Genomic DNA, 22266 nt, shown 5'->3' on the forward strand with positions numbered 1-22266 from the left:
TTATTATCTGTTTGGATTTGAGATATTAGATTTCTTCTTTTCGTATAATTCAACGATTGTCTGTTGCCTTCTTATCTCAGCTTTTTTCAGGAATGATTTATTCAGATTTTCCTTGATTTCATGCTCAAGCTCCATTATCTCCTGCTCATATTCTACAATATCTGAATGTAGATCTTTGTTATCATCCTGCAATCTGTCTTTATCTCTTTCCAGCTTCTTTATTTCCTTTTTAATATTCTTTTCTAAATCATCATTATCAGCAACTTTCGCATCATATTGATCATTTTTTAACTTAGCTATTTTCTCACCATTTAATTCAATAGTACGCTTATTCGTTTCTATATCTTGTTTAGAATGTTCAATATCTACCTCATTTTTCTTAACATTCTTACGGAATTTTTCCAGATCCTTATTCAGATTATTTAATTCCTTTTCTTTATCCTTTAATATGTCCTTTTCTCTATCAATCTCGGTATCAACATAATCCTGATATGCCTCTTGAGCAAAAGATCCAACATATGCTTTTAATCTGTCAAAAGCCCTGGCGTCAGCATCTGAATTTAAAACCTTTAGAGAATCAGCTACATAAGTTTCAATTTTTACTCCACTATCCACCTGATCAATTTTCGCATATAGACTTAATTCATTATCTCCAAAACCATCGATTTTTTCATTCTCGATATAATATAGATTACCTTCATTGATAACCTTGCTCTTAAAGATTGAAAAGATATTTTCGAGCTCCTTTTCCCATAATTTTGAAACTCTTTCAAGTTCAGCCTCAGGAATAATTACCATAATCCCCTGATCCTTCCCCCTATTCAAATCAACTTTTTTAACTTCAAATTCAAATTTCTCAGGTTCGTCTATCCCTTTTAGTTCAGAATAGTCATTTATATCTTCCAGTAACATTTTATAGTTTTCAGGAAGTTCTCTTTCAACTTCTACATAAACAGTATCAGTAATTGTTCTGATAGTTGAAGGGTCTTGATCTTTTGCTTGTTGTCCCGAAATCAATACAGGTGAAAAAATCAGGACGAATGCTAAAAATAATTTCGTTTTCATAATATATCTAGTCCTATCCAAATTCATAAATATTAAAAAATAACTACAAAGTTAATTAAAATGAGCAAAAAGAAACTGTCATTACTAAATTTGAGTACAACATAACCTCCTTACCATGGAAAGTATTTATCGATTACATATACCTGAGAAGATAAAATATCCAATTTTAGTTTCAATACCACATGCTGGTACAATAATCCCTGATGAGATTAATGCTAGAATGAATCAGGATGTTATATCAATTCTTGAAGATACAGACTGGTATGTTGACAGATTATATCAATTTTGTCATCATGAAGGTATACCCATGATTATTGCAAATTATCATCGATGGGTAATCGACCTTAACAGAAATCCCGATAATCAATCTCTTTACAATGACGGAAGAGTAATTACAGAACTTTGCCCTACAAAAACATTTAACAACGAAGCTCTTTACCATTCTGGGAAAGAACCAGATAAAAATGAGATAGAAAATCGTAAGGAGACATTCTATAAACCTTATCATAACAAGATTCAGGAACTACTTAATGAAATAAAAAATCAATTCGGATTGGCACTTTTATTTGATGCACATTCAATAAAAAAACAGGTACCAGGAATAAGTAAAAAACCCTTCCCGGATTTCATTCTTGGAGACAACGACAATAAATCTGCAGCCAAGGAAATAATTGTTATTGCAGATAAAACACTATCCTCAAATAACATAGGATTATACACTCATAATCATCCATTTAAAGGCGGTCAAATTACGCGAAGCTTTGGTGACCCGAGTAATAATATTCATGCCTTGCAACTAGAAATGGCTAAAGTCAATTATATGAATGATGATGAAACCAAGTATGATTGTGATAGAGCAGAAAAAATTCAGAAAGAATTGCTATCGCCTCTTTTTTCGTCATTAGGGAAATACATGCTTGAAATGAGTGAAAAATCAGATACCATAAGCCGATGAAAAATTTTTATATCCCTAAACTTATTACTGAAAACGGACCTGAATCAACTTATCTTTCGCTTGATAATGAAGGAAATATCATTCATTTATCAAATGAAGCTAAAGCAGATATCAATTATGAAACAATAAATGGCATAGTACTTCCGGGAGTACCAAATTCACATAGTCATGCTTTTCAATATGCTATGGCCGGACTTGCTGAAGTCCAAACAAGAGATCAAAGTGATGATTTCTGGAGCTGGAGAAACTCTATGTATAGCCTAGCATCCAAGTTGCAACCTGAAGACCTTGAAGCAATAGCAGCACAGTTATATGCAGATATGGTAACGAGAGGATATACCCATGTAGTTGAATTTCATTATTTGCATAGGCAGCCAGATGGAACACCATATGAAGATAATGCAGTAATGGGTAGAAGTCTTATTAGAGCAGCTAAAACTGCTGGAATAGGAATAACAATAATGCCTGTTTATTATCGATTGGGAAATTTTGGCACAGCTTCTTCTGAAGGTCAAAAAAGATTTATATCAAACAATTTTGAGACCTATGAAAAATTGGTTCTTGATACAATTGATGTGATCAATGAAGAAAATTATGGCAGCATTGCAATTGCAGCTCATTCATTAAGAGCTGTTGATGAACAGGATCTTCATGATTTAACTTCACTGAGAGAAAAATTAGACTGCCCTATCCATATTCACATTGCAGAGCAATTAAAAGAAATTAAAGACTGCTTCGAATTTCATAAAAAAAGACCTGTTGAATATTTATTGAGTCTGGGAATTTGCGATAACAATTGGAATTTTGTCCATGCTACCCACCTCACAGAAGAAGAAACCATCCAATTGGCTAATCAGAAAGTAAATGCAGTTATCTGTCCAAGCACTGAAGGCAACCTGGGTGACGGTATATTTAACATGAAACTTTATCTTGAAAACAATGGTCGGCTTTGTATCGGGTCAGACAGTCATATAGGCCTCTCTCCTTTCGAAGATATGCGTTGGTTGGATTACGTCCAGAGACTTGTTACACACCAAAGAAACACATTTAATACAGGACTCAGGTCTGAAATGTTTCATAACTCAATAATCGAAGGAAGAAAATCAGCGGGAATTGATTCATCAAAATATTTTGAAGTAGGCAACTCATTTGATGCAGTAGTTTTTGACCAAAACCATCCTTTGGTTGCGTCATCTTCAAATAAAAACCTCCTTAGTACATTGCTATATAGCGATAGTACTATAAAAATAAAGGATGTATACAAAAGTGGTGAAAAAATTGTAGAAGAGTCTAATCATATAAAAAAGGAAGAAATTAGTACACGAGCATTAAAAACTTTAGAAAAAACCGGACTTAGATAACTAACAATTTTTTTAATTTATTTAAAAGTATATATTAGTATTATTATTCTAAGTTACTTATAGATTTTTTAGAGTTATATCAATGCTGAATTACAAAACAAGGGCAGGTAATTTTTTTAAAAACCCTAATTTCCAGATAATATTCCTTTCATTAATTTATATTCTGGCTGCGCTGATGGGAATAAAAACTATGATGCCCGACATCAATATTACTCCTGTATGGCCTGCAACAGGAATCATCTTTGCTTTTGCGATGCTAATGGGCTACCAATCCTGGCCTGGAGTATTTATCGGATCACTAATCTCAAATTTTCTATTATTTAACTTTTTTGGTTTTTCCTTTAATTACGACAGTATATTAGCCGCAGTATTTATTTCAATAGGTCATACTGTTGAAGTTCTTGTAGGTTTTATTCTTGTCAAATTTTACATTAAAACAGATAAACTATTTATAAAAACCATTGATACCTTCAAATTTGTAGGTGTCAGTATGTTTATGAGTACTATTGGAGCATTTATTACCATTGGAGCTTATAAATACTTTAATCTTATTACAGAAGACTACGTTTTTAAATGGGTTACTTTATGGATTGGTTCTATGGTAAGCCTTGTTTTATTCACTCCCTTTATATTATCATGGGTAAAAATCGGCAAATGGAATCTGACAAAAAACCATCTATTTGAGTTTGCTGCATTTATTATAAGTATCAGTATTCTATTAATCTTATGGAAGATTGACTTTTTGACAATGCCAATAGAGAAATCATTACCATTACTATCAATTCCATTTTTGCTTTGGTTAGCTTTTAGATTCAATTTACAAGCTTCAATAACTGGAATTGTTTTACTGGCACAAATCACAATCTATTTTACAGTTGAAGGTAGAGGACCATTTATTGCATCAAATTATCAGAATTCATTATTGCTATTGCAAATCTATATAGCTGTTGTAGCTGCAATGACTATTATTGTTTCAGCCACAGTTACAGAAAGAAATATTGCACAGGAAAAGTTAATTTCCTTTAATGAAAACCTTGAAACAAAAGTTCAGGACAGAACAAAAGAATTAAAAGAGGAAATTAAAAACAGGAAACAAACTGAAAAAGATTTATTGAATAGTAATAAAGATCTGCTCAAAGCCAATGAAGAGTTAGACAATTTTGTTTATAGTGTAAGTCATGATCTAAGAGCCCCTATTGCCTCTGTTTTAGGACTTGTAAATCTGGCAAAACTGGAAACAGATAAAGACAAGATTAAAGATATACTTGAAAAGATAGCTAAAAGTGCTGAACAGCAGGATGCATTTATCAGAGATATACTTGACCTATCCAGAAATGCAAGATTAGATATCTCAATAGAGAAAATCGATTTAAGTGGTCTTACTTTGGATATTTGTCAGCAACTAAAATACAGTGGTCACAATAAAGAAGTTGAACCTGAAATCAACATTACACGTAACAGTAAATTTGCATCAGACCCCAAAAGACTTCGGGTTATTTTGAACAACCTGCTATCAAATGCTATCAGATACAGCAATGATGATAACCCATCGGTAATTGTAGATATTAATATCACTCAAAGTAGTGTTCGGCTAAAAATAAGTGACAATGGCATAGGAATTGAAAAAGACCATATGCCTAAAATCTTTGATATGTTCTATAGAGCTACAGATAAAAATTCTGGAAGTGGATTAGGATTGTATATAGTTAAAGAGACATTAAATAAACTTGGCGGATCTATTTTTATGGATTCTAATCCAGGCAAAGGAACTGTCGTTGAGATTATTATTCCAAATATGTTTAGTCAATTACCTACCGATGATCAGCCTAATAAATCAAATAAAAAGCCCAACTCTCTAAATCAAGAGCACAAAAAGACAGATTCTTTTAAAAAAGCTGAAAACAAAACTTAAAAAAATTTGCTTTATCATTTTGCTAATTTAATATAGATTATATATCTTGATCAAAATTCAAGAAATATAGTTATGAAATGTCCTCGCTGTGCATCCTTAAAGTTTGTAAAAGATGGATTTGTAAATGACAGACAAAGATATCAGTGCAAAGAATGTCATTACCATTACTCAGTAAGAAGAAAAGGTAAAAAACCTTCTTATTTAAAGCGTTTAGCACTATTCCTACACCTCGAAGGCCTGGGCTACAGGCCAATTGAAGAGCTTATAGATGTATCAAATGTATCCATAATGAAGTGGATGAATAGCCTATCTCCTGAACTTAAACCCTTAAAAAGTGATAGAAGAAGGATTCAGACAATCGATAAGCAAGACATCAACAATATCATAAAGCGAAACAAAGAAGGAAAAACCCTATTAATCAACATAAATGAGAATAAAAGTGAAATTTATTATATAAAAGACTAAATAAATTTGACTTATAATTTTATCTATATTATATTAGCATAATAAACAATAAAGCTATGCGACATATCACACGAAAGATCACACTACTTGCAATTATCCTGTGTCATTCGATAGTTATAAATGCAGAATCAGACACAACATCAAACAAACGTCATGTCAAGGAAAAATTATTCCAGATATATGTCGAAGATGTGGGGTTAGGAATAAACACAAAATATCATGAGATCAAACCCATTATCTCACCTGACGGACAATCACTATTCTTTTCAAGAATGTATTATCCTGGCAATATTGGAGGAGCATCAGATGAACAAGACATCTACTTTTCCAAATTAGTTGATAATAAATGGACCTTCCCTGTAAACATGAAAGCTCCAATCAACAATTCCAAGCCTAATGGAATGATATCAATATCTCCGGATGGAAAACACATTCTTCTACTTAATAGCTACAAAGGAACTAACGCACCTGTTTCACAATCATTTATTAAGGAAGATGGGAGCTGGAGTGAACCTGAAGACATAAAAATATACTCTTACTACAACAAAAGTATATTTGCTGACTTTCATATGGCTCCAAATAACAGAACGCTATTAATGGCTATAGAAAGAAACGATAGTAGAGGCGATCAGGATTTATATGTATCATTTATTCTGGATAACGGCCAATGGTCTCCTCCATTGCACATGGGCGACATTCTAAACTCCAAAGGAGCAGAGTTTTCACCATACTTATCAGCAGATGGACGTACACTATACTTCTCAAGCACAGGACATGATGGTTATGGAGAAAGCGATATATTCTACTCTAAAAGACTTGATGATACATGGACGAAATGGTCTGCACCAATAAACATGGGCCCACAAGTCAATTCTCCAGGTTGGGAAGCATATTATTCCGTACCTTCGAAATCAGACTACGCATACTTTATTTCAGGAGAAGAAGGAAATTCTAAAACCAGAAACATCTATAAAATACCTGCAGACTATATAGATTATTCACCTGACGAAACAATTATGATTGAAGGAAATGTTGAAGCTGAAGAAGAGAACCTGGTCGTCAAAGTTAAAAATTCACTTACAGGTGAAGATCTTGCTCAAGCTTTCACATCTGGAGAAAATGGCGAATACAAACTATTAATTCCAAAAGTTGAAAAAATAGATATATCGGCAAGTGGAAAGAATTCATTTGGTTTTAACAAAACTATTGATCTATCCGAAGTTAAATTAACTACTTCAATAGATTTGAAAGTAGAAAAAATTGAAAAGGGATCATCTCTTGCAATGACTAACTTACTATTCAAAAGAACTACACCTATCCTACTTAAAGAAAGCTATCCGGACCTGAATAACCTTGCTGCTTTAATGAGAAATAATTCTAAAATTAAAATATTAATTGAAGGCCATACGGATAATGTAGGACCACATGACTCTAAAATGGAATTAAGCAATTTGAGAGCACAGACAATCAAAAATCAATTGATCAATCTGGGTATAGAAGAAAATAGAATTAAGACTGAAGGATTTGGTGACACCAGACCTGTCGCTCCAAACACAACAGAAGAAAACAAACAGCGAAACAGAAGAGTGGAGATAAAAATCCTATCATTCTGACTTTTTATAACTAGTCTGGCGACAGACATTTTTTAAATCACAGTGCCAACTAAAAAAAGCTGCATTTAGCAGCTTTTTTTTTTAATTCTTAATAATTGTAAATTCTACCCTTCTATTAAGTCTTCGCGTTGCCTCAGTGGCATTTGAGGCGATTGGTTGAGAGCCTCCATACCCTTTACCATTCATACGACTTTTTTGAATACCTTTCTCGGCTAAATATTCAATTACCCTGTCAACTCTTTCCTCACTTAATTTTAAATTCAGTTTCGGGTTACCCCTATTATCAGTATGCCCGGATAATTTAATTTTCATATTAGGGTTTTCCTTCAACATTTGGACAACTAAATCTAATTGATCATAAGATCCTGTTAACATCGTTGAGGTTCCCCGTTGGAAAAGGACGTTGTCAAGCTGAATAGTAGAGCCAACCTCAAGAGGGTTTAACATTATATTTATTTGATCTTTAAGGCTATCAGCATTCAAATAAATTGCTTTTTCTTCAGGCATAAACCCAGGACTCACAACCCTAACTAAAACTCTTTGATCTTCATATTCATCAGGAAGTGAAATATCGAAATAGCCAGAATTTGTCTCAAGCTTTTTAATTACCTGTTTATCTTTAGGTAATGCGATATTAACCACAGCGCTACCCACTAACGTTTTGTCCTTTTTATTTCTTAAAGCACCATTAAAAGAAATGAATTTATTCTCAACAACTCTGTGAATAATTGCCGAATCTTTTTTGATCACCTGAGCTATCACCTGACGAGTGACAACTTCAACAGTATCTTGCGGAAGGATATCCTCTGGCTTTACATCAACCTTTTTAATATCTCCATAACCATCACTATTATGTGTCGAAATCAAATAAACAAACTCTCCGGAAGGATCAAAAAACAACGATTTTTCCATTCCTGAGGTATTTATTCCACTTCCTAAATTCTTTGGCTGAGTCCAATTTGTCCAGGAATCATCTAAACGCTTGGCTACATAGATATCTTTAGAACCAAGACCTTCATGACCATTGGAAGAAAAATACAAGCTCTTATTGTCCTTATACAAATAAGGGGTCACCTCTTGATATTTAGTATTTATTGTTGCTCCAAGGTTTTTAGGTTCACTCCACGAGCCATCGATATTTAAAAAGCTAACATATAAATCCTCTGCCCCTCTGGTATCAAATGATTGCAAAGATAAAATCATTATTGTTCCATCCTTTGAAACAAAAATATCTTGATTTTCAGAATAATTTCTAAAATACTTTATATCCAGTTTCTGAGGAAAAGACCATGTGCCATTTCGATATATTGAAAAAGATAATCCTTGAGTTTTTGGAGTAGAATTATCTTCACTATAGAGACCATATAAATACATTATTGATCCATCAGAAGAAAATCCAAGAATTGAATTTTTCCTATTATCATTAAAAGGTTGGCCAAAATTCATCGGGGTACTCCATTTACCATCAGAACCCTTTTTTGAGATCCAAATATCACCTTTATCTGCTTTACCTCCAAAATTCCCTGGATGATGAGATCTTGTAAAAAATAAACTATTTCCGTCTGGTGAAACTACTGGAGTACTTTCATCCTCCTTACTATTTATTATCCCTCCCAAACTTTTCTGCTCGCCTCCAAAATCCTGACTAAAACAACTAAATGAATAAAAAATTAATAATATTATGGATAACTTATTGGCCATGCTTTGTTGTATCTGTTTATAGTTCAAAAATAAATGGTTATTCTTTTAAATCAATATTTATACCAAACTAATGTTAACTGTATATTACATCTGCTTCAGTATTAGTGTTAACAAACGATCAATTTCAATCGATAGTACTTGAATTAATAAGGATTTTATCTTGTTTAAACTTTTTACTCACAAAATCCGAATCACCAAAATAAAATCTCCACAACCTTAATGCATGTTCACCGGCATATTCAACACCAATTCTTTTACTTGCTACAACAGGTCGAAAATTACTTTTATCTTCTTCTGAAATAAATATCTCTTTTTTTAATAGATCAGCCCCATTTAATTCCGTGGTTATACCTGCTTCCTTTGTCCATTTCCCAGGTCCATTGGTATTTACCGTTTCAATAACCAATGGTTCTACCGCCCTAATCAAAACTGCATCTGCATTCCCCTCTGTATTTGTTACCACATTAAATAAATGATGAATTCCATAGCAAAGGTAGACATAACAAATACCGCCATTTTTAAACATCACTTTATTACGATTAGTCATTCCATTTGAGGCATGACAGGCCTTATCATCATATCCACGGTATGCTTCTGTTTCAACAATTCTAAATTGCTGTGATTGCTTCTTATTATTTACTGTAATAATTTTGCCCAATAATTGTTTGGCAACGCTAACTACATTATTTTGTAAGTAGAATTCTTTCGATAATTTTTCCATATAAAATTTTGAACAGAATATCTAAAATTACGTTTACAGAATCAAAACCAACATATTTAAATTACCATGACTAAACACACATTTACAATCCTGGCTTTCTTTGCCATGACATTATTTATGTATACGGCAAATGCCCAACAAGGAATACAACTACCTCAACCTAGCCCTACTGCTAAAATAGTTCAAACTGTAGGCCTTAGCACTGTTACAGTAGATTATTCAAGACCTGGTGCAAAAGGACGAGACCTTTTTGGATCATTAATACCCTATGATCAGGTATGGAGAACCGGAGCAAACGCTTCAACCAAAATTACTCTAAGTGATGACTTTACTTTTGAAGGTGAAAAAGTCCCTGCTGGAACTTATGCTTTATATACTATTCCTTCTAAAGATAAATGGGTAATTATTATTCATAAAAACACTGAACTTTGGGGTGCTGGTGGATATAATGATGAAAATGACCTTTTTAGACTCACTGTTGACGCCAAAGAATCTAAAGAATTCTATGAAACATTTACAATTGAATTTTCAAACCTGGGTTTTGCTGATGCCATGATTGACATTAAATGGGGTAATTCAGTAGCAAGCTTTAAAATAGCTACTGAAGTTGACTCAAAAGTAATGGCTCAAATTAATGACAAAGTAATAAATGCAAACGGAGAAGTTGATCCTGGCATGTATGCTGCTGCTGCAAATTACTACTTGATGGCGGACAAAGACATGAATCAGGCTATTGAGTGGATTGACAAAGCTATTGCAGCTAATCCTGATGCATTCTGGTTAATGCATAATAAAGCAAAGATGCAGGCTAAAACTGGTGATTATAAAGGAGCTATAGCTACAGCAGAAAAATCAATGGAAATAGCTAAAAAGAATCCTGATGGTGACTTCGGATACATCAAAAACAACGAAGATGCTATCGCCAAATGGAAAGAAATGTAATCAAGAAATTCATTAATTAAAAGGAGCTATATAGCTCCTTTTTTTATTTTATTCTGGTTATTAAAGCTTGAATAACCAATGAGAATACCACAACAGATACACATCCTATTAAATTATACCATAAGAAACCAATTTTAAAAATCCCATTGGTATTTAATAAATGGGTAACAATAACTAGAGTTTCACCTATTAATGCTCCAACAAAAACTGCTGTACCTTTTACATATCGAACATAAAAGGCTGTAATAAATATCCCTAAAATAGCACCATAAAAAAGTGACCCTAATAAATTAACTAATTGAATTAAATTTTCGAGTAAACTGGCATTAAAGGCAAATATCATTGCTATTGCCCCCCAAACAAAAGTCAAAACTTTACCAGCTAGCATATAATGTCTTGAAGTACCATCTTTTTTAAAATACCTCTTATAAAAATCAATTGTAGCAGTAGAGCCTAGAGCATTTAGCTCAGAAGAGGTACTACTCATTGCAGCGCTAAATATCACCGCGAATAACAGACCAACTAGTCCTTTTGGTAAATGATCCATAACAAAGGTCATAAATATATAATCTTTATCGTTGGTTTCAACTAGTGGTGATTTCTCGCTGATATATTGTTTTACATCTTCTCTTATGACTTCTTCTTTAGCACTTAATTCACTAACTAATTTAGCAGATTTTTCTGCTGATAAGTCATCACCACTTTCCATGTAGGAAAGCATATCCCTATAAGCCTCTGACTTCTCTTTGTGTATTTCACTATACTCATTATTTATCTTCTCAAAATATTCAGGTCCCTCCTTTTCTGTTATTTCCTGTATAGCTACTTCATTAAAAAAGACAGGCGGCTGATTAAACTGATAGAATACAAATACTAAAACACCAACGAATAGTATCAAAAATTGCATAGGAACTTTTAATAACCCATTCATCATTAACCCTAATCTGCTTTCCCGAATAGATTTTCCGGAAATATACCTTTGGACTTGAGATTGATCAGTCCCAAAATAAGCCATAAATAAAAAGAAGGCTCCAAATATCCCAGACCAGATGTTATATCTGTCTTCAAGATCAAATGAAAAATCAATAGCGTTTAATTTCCCGCTTTTACCTGCAACCTTTAAAGCATCATTAAATGATATATCTTCAGGCAATAAAAATACCACCATGACTCCTGCTATAATCATCCCTCCCATCATTACAGCCATTTGTTGCTGCTGAGTTTGAGAAACCGCTTTAGTACCACCTATTACAGTATATATTATTACTAAAAGCCCAATAATTAAGGTAGTAATTGATAAGGGTATTGATAATAATGTTGAAAGAATAATTGCCGGTGCATATATAGTAATTCCAGCAGCTAATCCTCTTTGAAGTAAAAACAAAAAGGCAGCTAAAGATCTTGTTTTAGCATCAAATCTAGTTTCAAGAAATTCATATGCCGTATAAACTTTTAATCTATAAAAGATAGGAATGAATGTTATTGAAAGAACTATCATAGCTATTGGAAGCCCCAGATAAAACTGGACAAACCGCATTCCATCGGCATAAGCTTGCCCTGGAGTGCTCAAAAATGTAATTGCACTAGCCTGAGTAGCCATAACAGACAAGCCAATTGTCCACCATTTAGATGAATTCCCCCCTTTAAGATAATCTTCTACTCCCTGAGCTCCGCGTGTCTTGTAAGTACCATAAGCTACAATAAAAATCAATGTTCCTGAAAGAACCAGCCAATCAATCCAACTCATAAGTTAAGAGAATAAATAACCAAAAAAATAAAACACGATTACTTCTAAAATCAATACAAACAAAAGAAGGGCATACCAGCCCTTCCAAGATTTAAATATCGGTATATTGTTATCAGCTTTTTCCATTATTCACTAAAATAAGCGATTTATTATCACTTTTGTGAACTTGATTATAAAAATTGTTGACAACGTCAACCTCAGATGGCTCAAAAACATCTCCACTGAATCTTACTTTTCTAAATATGTGTAATTCACCATTCTTTAATTCATATTTTACTTCATAAGTTCCTGCAGCACAAGCTAATGACTCATTTTCAGGGATTTCTGCCAAAGTATATCCTTCAGGCAATTTAATTATGACATTCGCAATTTCTTGTTTACGTGTTCCAATATGAAATTTTCGACTATAGCCTTCATCTACCTTATACCGCTCATCAAGTTTACAGATCAATAATGGTCTGATTATTCTATTTGAACCTGCTGACACCATTAGACCAGAGCTTATTCCATTCATTTTAATATTAAACTCAGGATTATATTCCCCTACGTTTTCAATTTCAAATCCCTCTAATTTAGATACCTGAAAAGGAAGCCTTCTACGAAACCGGACTTTATGTTCATTTATTTCTGTATAATAATCATTATTTAAATTCATCAGGTAAGCTTGATTACCCTTCAGAGTAGTCATAATATCAAATCTTTGTTCAGTATTTGAAATATCAAAAAAGATCTTCAGTTCTTCTGAATTTTCTTCATAGGTAAACTTAGGAGTATTAATTAATTGTGAATCATTCTCCTTAACAAAAAGAGCCTTTCTATTTCCAGTATGAAATCCTTCATAATTAATATTTGTATTTGAACTGGTACACTCTAACCATAAAGAGTCATTTTCCATTGGTACAACTAAAAAAACATGATTAAAATTATTATTTGGGTTATCTTCATCAAATTCCTGATACATTTTATTATAAGTAGCTCCTACAAGCACGTAATTAGATTCTATTCCAGCTACCTTCAGCATTCCTTTCATTAGAGATGATAATCCTTTACAATCTCCATATCCTTTTTCAGCAACCATTTTGGCAGGCATTGATTGCCATCCACCAATTCCCAATTGGATACTTACATATCTGGTATTATTTTGAAGGTATTTATAAAGAATATTGACTTTCTCAATATCCGAATCAACATTCTTTATTAATTCATTTATTTTGTTCGTAAATTCTTCAGTTAATTCGTCTCTACCTTTATTTAGTTTATAATACCAATTACCATAATCTTGCCATGTGTACATATTCACTGTGGTTCCTTCAAACACAAATTCCTTTGGTAATGGTATAAATTGTGGGTTTTGGTCTAAACCCGGCACATAAAGTTTTTTTTCTTTATCTGCAATATAATTCTCCATAGTAATGTGAACCTTCTGAGGTGACTCATTGACAGTATATAGATTCCGATCCCCATTTAATTTAAAATCAATATCATAATTATGATTTTTATAAAATTCATACTCATGTTTACTAACCTTTACATCTTCATAACTTAATGGTGACCAAGCCCCTAATCCACTTAAAAAATATAATGAGTTACATTTAATGGTGTAACTAAATCTTACAGTATAGGGATAGGTAGGTAAAGCTGGTTCATAAAATAAGATTCTTTCTCCACTTATGTCTCCGCCATGGTCAGCGGATACGTCAAAAAAATCTCGGTTTTTTATTTTCTGTGATTTACCATTATAAATAACTTCCCCTTCTATTCCTTCAACTTCATATAAATCACCATATCTAAAAAATCCTTGAGCATACTTTACTCCATGCCTATTAAGGACTTTCACTTCCCTTGTTGTTTCAACATAAAAGGATCCATCATTATTTACAACTACTTTTTCATGCATACTTATTGAAGCATTTACTTTCCTGTCATAATTTGAATACCCATATAACTGGATGCATAAAAAAGAAATAATAAATATTAAAAATCTTTGCATAAACTATAAGTTTAAACTTCGTTAACTAGCATTACCTGTTTAGATAATTCTCTTTCTATAGTATCAAAAAATAACCGAATATCAGGATATTGATTTGGAAGAAAATAGGATTCTTCAATAATTACTGTAGCTATCAAGCTAAGTTTATTACCATTCTGAATTGAATTTATTTTAAAAACAAATTTTTTATCTGGTGTCGTGAATATTTTAGACTCAAGTTCTGTTTCTACGATATAACCTTCAGGTACATCAATGGTAGCCATATATATTTTTTTCCATGGACTTATAAAATCTATCGCCTGATACCTTTTTTCTTTATTAAAAGGGTTTTTCTTATATATAAAGTCTTCAAATGGTGATATATATATAGCATTGTTAGCAACCAATAATGGATTAGAAACCTCAACTTCTTGAATTGCCTCATACCCCTCTATACCTATTTTATGACTTTTTATTTCTGATCCGGAAAATTCTGAAGTATACTTATCTGCAAATTCTTCTACAAATTTTAATGAGTCAAGACCTGTAGCAAAATTTATTAAGTCTATACCTTTTCGTTTTCTAAGGATAGTTTTATCTAGTGAATTGTTTTCAAGGTTAATTTTTATTGTTGAAGAGGTTAAAGTCTCTGCCTTTGTATAATTTCTAAGATCAATCCATTGTTCAACTGCATCATCAGTAACAATTAATCCTTTACCATTGATACATCTTAGTGGTAGCATTCCAAATGGTGCGGAAGGTTCAGTTGCATCAACCAGAATATATTTTCCATCTATCACTACTAAACAAATAACATAATTAAAATTGCTTAATAATGGAACAAAAGGATTCACCAGTCCATTCTTCCTTGTACTTAATAATACAGGATAAGCGGTAAATCCTGCTCTTCTATATGCACCAATCAATAAATTATTAATATCAGCTGCAGATCCATTTTTATCATTAATTAATTTTCTATACGTTTTATATGGAGACAACCATCCTGTTTGCTTATTCCAGGCTATACTTCTACTAATTAGTTTAAGAATCGTATTTGCTCCATCAATTGATTTTTCAATGCTAACACTTCCCAAAACTTCATCAAGAAAAGCATTGTTTTTTTTATATTGAATGAAATTGCTATCATCAAACAATTGCCCCTCAATAATATTATTATAGTCTGTACCTAAGGCATGATACCCACCGATGAAGTCCCTGTAACCTCGGATTTCAAATCTATACTTAGTAAATGAATTAGATTTTATTGAAGTATAATCCTCATCTGGAACACCTGGAAGATTTTGAGTAGAATAAACACTTTTTTCATAAGAATAGGTTTCTGAATAATTAGTCATATTGATTGTAGATACACCACTGCCTTTATCAATATTTACCGGATATGAACCTTGGTAAAAAGCTTTAAAATCAAAAAATTCTGGTATGATTGTAGTATACTCACTTAATAATACCGGATCTTCTTTCTGAAACTCCCAATCTCTCACATTAGCTATATTTCCAGTTCTAATACTAATCTCATATTCAAGAATACTATTTTTCTTTAACCCAGGTATATGAAGAATCAAATTATCCCGGAAGGTAGTATATTCTGTAAATGAAGCATCCCTGGTCGTAAACTTTTGTTCTGTAATTTTATTGGATTTATCTTTTGAGTAAGTATATCCTTTAATTGACACATCATCATTTTGATTATAAACAATGTCAATATTCCCGAATTTATCAACTCCATCATTATTAAGAATTAATACCTTTACATAATAACTATATTCAAGCATCCATCCTTTAGAAGAAATATGGTCGATTCTTGAAAGTCCTATATTACTTAAAATTACAGCATCACAAACCTTTTTAAGCGAATCCAAATTTGCAATATTCCAATCATCTGCATTGATTCTACCTATTTTAGGTTTGCTTTGGGAGAATAAAACATTTGATATTCCTGCAAAAAGCAGAAAAATTAAAATTCTCTTCATGAAAAAAAATATTATAGTTGATAATTTTAGGATTGCAAGAAAACAATTAACACTAAAATATCAAAATATTTTTTTCATGAACTCTATGCAAGTTGTAATACAACTTTATCTGCTACGGTATTTCCAATTGCCAATGAAGATGTTGCTGCAGGAGATGGTGCATTGCATACATTAACAACTCCTTTTGTTTCTAAGATCAAGAAATCATCAATTAAACCTCCATCTTTATCACATGCTTGAGCTCTCACTCCTGCCCCGCCTGGAATAAGATCTGACTCCTGTAATTCTGGCATAAGTTTCTGTAATGCATTGGTAAATGCAGATTTACTAAATGAACGATACATTTCGCCAAAACCTGTTTTCCAGTACTTTGAAGCTACTTTAATAAAGCCAGGCCATGTAAGTGATTCTACAAGTTCTGGAATATCGATATCCGACTTTGTGTATCCTTCTCTTTTAAATGCAAGTACTGCGTTTGGCCCTGCTTCTATTCCTCCATTTATCATTCTTGTAAAGTGAACTCCAAGAAATGGGAAGTTTGGATCTGGAACAGGATAAATTAGGTTTTTAACCAGGTTGTGTTTTTCCGGTTTCAACTCGAAATATTCTCCTCTGAATGGGATGATCTTAACATTTAGTTGCTGCCCCGTCATTCGTGCTATTTTATCCGAATAAAGTCCTGCACAATTAACGATCATCCCAGTCTCAATATCTCCTTTATATGTTTGAACTATCTTTGATTCCCCTCTAGAAACAATATTAACCACTTTATGACCCAGCTTAATTTCGCCTCCATTTTCCTTAAACTTCTCGGCATATTTTTGGGCAACTTCCTTATAATCTATTATCCCAGTCTGAGGTACATATAATCCGGCAAGTCCTGCTACATGTGGCTCATATTCATGTAGTTGCTCCCTAATTAGCCGTTTTATACCTTCAAGACCATTTTGAGCCCCTCTGGACTGTAATGTATCAAGTTGAGGTATCTGAAAAGCATCCGTAGCAACAACTATTTTACCACAAAGCTCATATTTAATATCATTTTCATCACAGAATTGAATTAATCTATTATAGCCATCAACGCAATTTTTAGCCTTTAGACTACCTGGCTTATAATATAAACCTGAATGTATCACTCCACTGTTATGACCTGTTTGGTGACTTGCCAATGACTCTTCTTTTTCTAAAAGTCCAATCTTCAAATCAGGCTTTTTTAAACTAAGCTGATATGCTGTTGCCAGTCCTACAATTCCACCACCGATGACTACAATATCGTATTTTTCCATTCTGTCAAAATTTTATGCGAATATACACCGTATCAAACTATCATAAAAAAGTTGGTATAACTTTTGCCATACTCTGAAAAAAACATCTATAATCATGAAGCGATCATTACTATTTTATTCATTTTTATTAATAGTTTCATTATCGTCTTGTAACATTTATATAGACGAGCCACTGTATAATCTTAGTGGGCATTACAGAGTTGATGAATACAGTCATCATTATGATGAATATTTCAGATACTCAATTTATATTGATCAACCACATATAAATGGCCCGGATGACGTCATATTTATAGAGAATTTTTACAATGCTGACATTGTTGTTGAAGCATACCTAAACGGTTCACGAATTAATATTCCATACCAAGAGATCGGACCTTTCGATATCCAAGGAAGCGGCTATATCAGTGACGGCAATATTCACCTTGATGCTACCATTTGGGAACATGTAGGTTACTCTACCATCAGAGATGACATCGAAATAGATGCTTATTAATTAATAAGTAGGTTATAGAAAAATGTTTTTGCAGAATTCAGGTTTTCGATACTAATGCGTTCATTGTTACCATGAATTCGTTCAAGATCCTCACTTTCAAGAACAAACGGCGAAAAACGATAAACATTTTCAGCTATAGATTCATAATGTCTCCCATCAGTTCCGGCGATTACTAATCCCGGAACTACTACTGTATTATCAAATGTTCCAGCAATAACACTAGCCACCCTTTGATATGAGTCAGATTCGTGAGAAGATACTTTACTTGGCTCCTTAGCAAATTCATCATATCGGGTTAAGCGAACATCAGATTCTCCAATTACATGTTTTAAATATTTCTCAATCGCATCGATATTATCTCCAGGTAATATTCTAAAATTAATAGTAGCACTGGCACTAGAAGGAACTACGTTATCTTTTACTCCTGCATCTATAATTGTTACTGCTGATGTAGTTCTTACCATTGCATTTCCTGATGGTATAGCTTCATAGGTAGAAATTAATAAGTCATCAAATAACCATGTGTTGGCAAAAACCATTTTCTCCGGAAAAGGCATCTCAGGCCCTAAATATTGAATAAAGGCCTTTAGAGGCTTTGATAATCGAGCTTTGAAAGGTTCCTTCCTGATTTTCTCCAGCACTTCAACAAGTTTATTTACAGCATTATCTCGTGCAGGCATAGATGAATGCCCAGCTTCAGCTACTGACTCAAGTTTGAAGGTCACATAACCTTTCTCTGCAATTCCAATGATTGCTGCATTTTTAGCTAACCCTGGAACAATACCTTTAGTAACCACAGAACCTTCATCCAAAGCCATATTTAATTTAATACCTGAATCAGAAAAATATTTGGCGATAGCCATAGCTCCGTTTGTTCCTCCGGTTTCCTCATCAAATCCGAATGCTAAATAGGTAGTACGTATAGGTTTACCATTATTCTTTAGTAACTCTTCAACTGCTTCCAGTATAGCAAATGCGGATCCTTTATCATCGAGAGTACCTCTACCATAAACAAATTCGGAATCATATTCTCCTCCATAAGGAGACTTATTCCATAATTCAAGCTGATTTTCAGGTATCGGGACCACATCAATATGAGCTGCCAATAGATCTGGTGATAAGCCAGAATCCTTACCTTCTACTTTGATTAAAACACCTGAATTATTAATTATTTGAATATCACAATTTGAACTTATTAGCGGGTAATTATTTCTAATCCATGGTAGAACTAAATCAAAATCAGAACTATCTTCAGACTTTCTGTCTGATGAAGCGATAGTTTCTAACTTCAATAGCTCAGATAAACTTTCTAAATCTTGTGTGTCAATAGATTTTCTTTCAACAGAAAATGCAACAGGTTGCTGTGAAGTAAACATAAAAGTCTTCACCAGCAATATGAGTATGGTCAAAACAAACACCACCAAAAGAACGTAAAAAACCTTGACTCGCTTTCTCATGAATTTAGCTTTGTAAGAATTCCCAATAATAAACAAGGTTTGGTAAATTACAAACTTCAAACTGAACAGATAGAAATGAAAAGACTGTTTTTATTTTTTTTAACATCCTTTACGGCTTCATTATTTGCCCAACATAACCAGATAATATCTCCCCAGCCATCCTCACAAATTGTTGATGAAATAAAGGGATTAAATTCATTTGTAAAAGTATTATATGTTGCAGCTCACCCCGATGATGAAAACACCCGGCTAATTACATACTTTGCAAGATACAAGCACTTTGAAACTGGATACCTTTCAATGACAAGGGGTGACGGTGGTCAAAACTTGATTGGACCGGAAATAAGAGATGGCCTTGGACTAATCAGAACACAGGAATTAATTGCTGCGCGAAAAACTGATGGTGGAAGACAGTTTTTCTCTTCAGCAAATGATTTCGGTTATTCAAAAAATCCTACAGAAACATTTAGTAAGTGGGATAAAGATAAAGTTCTTAGTGATGCAATTTATGTTATCAGAAAATTTCAACCGGACATTATTATTACTCGCTTTCCGGAAACACCTGGAATAACCCATGGACATCATACCGGAAGCGCTATAATAGCTCGAGAAGCCTTTGACCTAGCATCTGACCCTAATACATATCCTGAACAATTGAAATTTGTTGATACCTGGCAGCCAAAAAAGATTTACTGGAATACCAGTCCATGGTTTTACCGAGGTAGAAATGAGGAATTTGATACAACTAATTTAGTTAAGGTAGATGTTGGACATTATTTACCTTCGATGGGTGAATCTATCGAGGAAATCGCCGGCAGAAGCAGAAGTATGCACAAATCACAAGGATTTGGTTCTTCTGGGGCAAGAGGTGAATCATTTGAGTGGTTAGTACCTGTAGAAACTAAGAAAGGCACAACAAATGGTGATTTATATTCCGGAATTAAAACTTCGTGGAAAGACTTTGGAGCCCCTCAAATTGAAAATGAAATTGAACAAATAATTAAGGACTTTGATGCCCTTAATCCGGGGAATTCTGTTGAAGAGTTGATTTCATTAAAAGATAATATCAAAAAATTAAACTCATCTAATCAAAAGGTTAAAGATAAATTATCCCAAATTGACAATATAATTATTGAATGTCTGGGGCTTTATGTAGGTGTTCATACTGACAAAGCATATTTTTCTCCCGGAGATACAGTTAACATTGATTTTGAAGCAGTAAACAGATCAGAAAAGGAAATTAAAATAGTTAATATTGATCTACCTGGTTCTTCGAATGAAAGAACTGGTCTTCTAAGTCCAAACAAACCATTTACATTTAAATCTTCATTTGTTATTTCTGAAAATGAAGCTTACACTGATCCATATTGGCTAAATGGAAACCAGACTGATGCTAATTTTGATGTAGAAAGCTATAATTTAATAGGTAAGCCTGAAAATGAACCTCGATATAATGCTAGTCTAACTCTTAGCATAAATAAAGAACAAATTAATCTAATGGTTCCTATTACCTATCACACTACAGATAGAGTTAAGGGGAAAGTAATTCAACCGCTTCACATTATTCCTGAAATTAATATTGAACCTGATCAAAAAGTGATGGTTTTACCTGTGAATAAAAGTAGAACCGTTACAGTAACATTATCGTCTGAGTCCCCTATTCCTTCAGGCACTGTTAAAATCAATTTACCAGATGGCATAACAGCTAACCAAAAAGAGATAAATTATAACACTAATGGAGTTGAGAGAATAAAGTCATTTGATTTTACCATTAGTGCTAAAAAGCCAACAGACTTCATGCAAGATAATGTAAGCTTTGAGTTTATTACGGGTACAAGAAGCTTTAAAGACTACACGCTTTTTGTAGAGTATGACCATATACCAAATCAAATAGATGTAAAAGCCTCCAAAATGACAATTTCAGCTGTTGACATAACTGTTCCAGATGTAAAAGTCGGATATATAATGGGTGCCGGAGATGAAATACCGGAGTTATTAAGTGAAGTTGGAATGGATGTTAAATTGATTGGTGTTGAAGACCTTAATGGAGGTAAAAACATCCCTTATGATGTTATTATATTAGGTGTCAGAGCATTGAATACCCTTCCGGAGTTATCCAGATCGATGGATAAGATATATACTTTTGTCGAGAATGGAGGAACTGCTATTGTTCAATACAACACTTCATATGGATTGAGTGTACCAAGCCCTGGCCCATATCCTATAAGTATATCAAGAGATAGAGTAACTAATGAAGATTCTCCGGTAACAATTTTACACAAGGATCACCCTGCATTAAACAAGCCCAATAAAATTACAAATGAAGATTTCAATAATTGGGTACAGGAAAGAGGATTATATTTTCCTTCTTCATGGGATAACAACTACACCCCAATGTTAAGCATGAATGATCAAGATGAAGGTCCTTTGGAAGGCAGTTTACTTATCGCAAATTATGGTAAAGGTCATTACATATATACCGGACTATCATTTTTCAGGGAATTACCAGCTGGAGTTCCGGGAGCCTATCGATTATTTATTAATCTAATAGGATTTGATACTGCAGCCGACAAGCCATAAAAAAA

The 22266-nt window shown here is 33.2% G+C and carries 16 protein-coding genes; 8 read left to right on the forward strand and 8 right to left on the reverse strand.

The genetic code is table 11. The annotated features are described in order from the left end of the window. Positions 1 to 3 precede the first annotated feature (3 nt). Entirely contained in the window at positions 4 to 1065 is a 1062-nt protein-coding gene (locus HH304_RS08225) for a coiled-coil domain-containing protein (RefSeq protein ID WP_169680060.1), read from the reverse strand. Between the two features lie 115 nt (positions 1066 to 1180). Here HH304_RS08225 and HH304_RS08230 point away from each other — a divergent pair, with 115 nt between their 5' ends. The 5 genes from HH304_RS08230 (at position 1181) to HH304_RS08250 (ending at position 7371) form a co-directional block, all read left to right on the forward strand. Then, positions 1181 to 2020, forward strand: a complete 840-nt coding sequence (locus tag HH304_RS08230) for an N-formylglutamate amidohydrolase (RefSeq protein ID WP_169680062.1) — start codon at positions 1181 to 1183, stop codon at positions 2018 to 2020. Next, positions 2017 to 3381, forward strand: coding sequence for a formimidoylglutamate deiminase (gene hutF / locus HH304_RS08235; RefSeq protein ID WP_169680064.1), 1365 nt, complete (start codon positions 2017 to 2019; stop codon positions 3379 to 3381). The genes HH304_RS08230 and hutF overlap by 4 nt, the downstream gene beginning before the upstream one ends. A gap of 82 nt (positions 3382 to 3463) precedes the next feature. Then, positions 3464 to 5293 carry an MASE1 domain-containing protein gene (locus HH304_RS08240; RefSeq protein WP_169680066.1) on the forward strand — a complete coding sequence of 610 codons (1830 nt, stop codon included), beginning with the start codon at positions 3464 to 3466 and terminating at the stop codon, positions 5291 to 5293. A 72-nt stretch (positions 5294 to 5365) separates the two neighbouring features. After that, entirely contained in the window at positions 5366 to 5758 is a 393-nt protein-coding gene (locus HH304_RS08245) for an IS1 family transposase (protein WP_169680068.1), read from the forward strand. Positions 5759 to 5814: 56 nt separating this feature from the next. Then, positions 5815 to 7371, forward strand: a complete 1557-nt coding sequence (locus tag HH304_RS08250) for an OmpA family protein (RefSeq protein WP_169680070.1) — start codon at positions 5815 to 5817, stop codon at positions 7369 to 7371. Positions 7372 to 7452: 81 nt separating this feature from the next. Here the strand turns inward: HH304_RS08250 and HH304_RS08255 are convergent, their stop codons facing one another. Both HH304_RS08255 and HH304_RS08260 read right to left on the reverse strand, forming a co-directional pair. Then, positions 7453 to 9072: an OmpA family protein gene (locus tag HH304_RS08255; RefSeq protein WP_169680072.1), complete on the reverse strand. Its 1620-nt coding sequence runs from the start codon at positions 9070 to 9072 to the stop codon at positions 7453 to 7455. 124 nt (positions 9073 to 9196) lie between these two features. Next, positions 9197 to 9793 (reverse strand): DNA-3-methyladenine glycosylase, encoded by a 597-nt coding sequence (locus HH304_RS08260; protein WP_169680074.1) that lies wholly within the window; start codon positions 9791 to 9793, stop codon positions 9197 to 9199. 66 nt (positions 9794 to 9859) lie between these two features. Between HH304_RS08260 and HH304_RS08265 the strand changes: the two genes are divergently transcribed. After that, positions 9860 to 10735, forward strand: a complete 876-nt coding sequence (locus HH304_RS08265) for a DUF2911 domain-containing protein (protein ID WP_169680077.1) — start codon at positions 9860 to 9862, stop codon at positions 10733 to 10735. 43 nt (positions 10736 to 10778) lie between these two features. Here the strand turns inward: HH304_RS08265 and HH304_RS08270 are convergent, their stop codons facing one another. The 4 genes from HH304_RS08270 to lhgO form a co-directional block, all read right to left on the reverse strand. Continuing rightward, positions 10779 to 12482, reverse strand: a complete 1704-nt coding sequence (locus tag HH304_RS08270; RefSeq protein ID WP_169680079.1) for a sodium:solute symporter — start codon at positions 12480 to 12482, stop codon at positions 10779 to 10781. 112 nt (positions 12483 to 12594) lie between these two features. Next, on the reverse strand, positions 12595 to 14472 hold the full coding sequence (locus tag HH304_RS08275; protein WP_169680082.1) for a DUF3857 domain-containing protein: 1878 nt from the start codon (positions 14470 to 14472) through the stop codon (positions 12595 to 12597). An 11-nt stretch (positions 14473 to 14483) separates the two neighbouring features. Then, positions 14484 to 16442, reverse strand: coding sequence for a DUF3857 domain-containing protein (locus HH304_RS08280; protein WP_169680084.1), 1959 nt, complete (start codon positions 16440 to 16442; stop codon positions 14484 to 14486). Positions 16443 to 16525: 83 nt separating this feature from the next. Continuing rightward, the gene (lhgO, locus tag HH304_RS08285) at positions 16526 to 17728 is read right to left on the reverse strand and encodes an L-2-hydroxyglutarate oxidase (RefSeq protein ID WP_169680086.1); all 1203 of its coding nucleotides are present in this window, start codon (positions 17726 to 17728) and stop codon (positions 16526 to 16528) included. A gap of 94 nt (positions 17729 to 17822) precedes the next feature. Between lhgO and HH304_RS08290 the strand changes: the two genes are divergently transcribed. After that, positions 17823 to 18224, forward strand: coding sequence for a hypothetical protein (locus HH304_RS08290; protein WP_169680088.1), 402 nt, complete (start codon positions 17823 to 17825; stop codon positions 18222 to 18224). On the opposite strand, the gene HH304_RS08295 is transcribed toward HH304_RS08290, so the two are convergent. Further along, on the reverse strand, positions 18221 to 19681 hold the full coding sequence (locus HH304_RS08295; protein ID WP_169680090.1) for a M20/M25/M40 family metallo-hydrolase: 1461 nt from the start codon (positions 19679 to 19681) through the stop codon (positions 18221 to 18223). The genes HH304_RS08290 and HH304_RS08295 overlap by 4 nt on opposite strands. 75 nt (positions 19682 to 19756) lie before the next feature. Here HH304_RS08295 and HH304_RS08300 point away from each other — a divergent pair, with 75 nt between their 5' ends. Further along, the gene (locus HH304_RS08300; RefSeq protein WP_169680092.1) at positions 19757 to 22261 is read left to right on the forward strand and encodes a PIG-L family deacetylase; all 2505 of its coding nucleotides are present in this window, start codon (positions 19757 to 19759) and stop codon (positions 22259 to 22261) included. Positions 22262 to 22266: the final 5 nt, after the last annotated feature.

It is taken from the genome of Marinigracilibium pacificum (assembly GCF_012926615.1).
Classification (GTDB): Bacteria; Bacteroidota; Bacteroidia; order Cytophagales; family Cyclobacteriaceae; genus Mangrovivirga; species Mangrovivirga pacifica.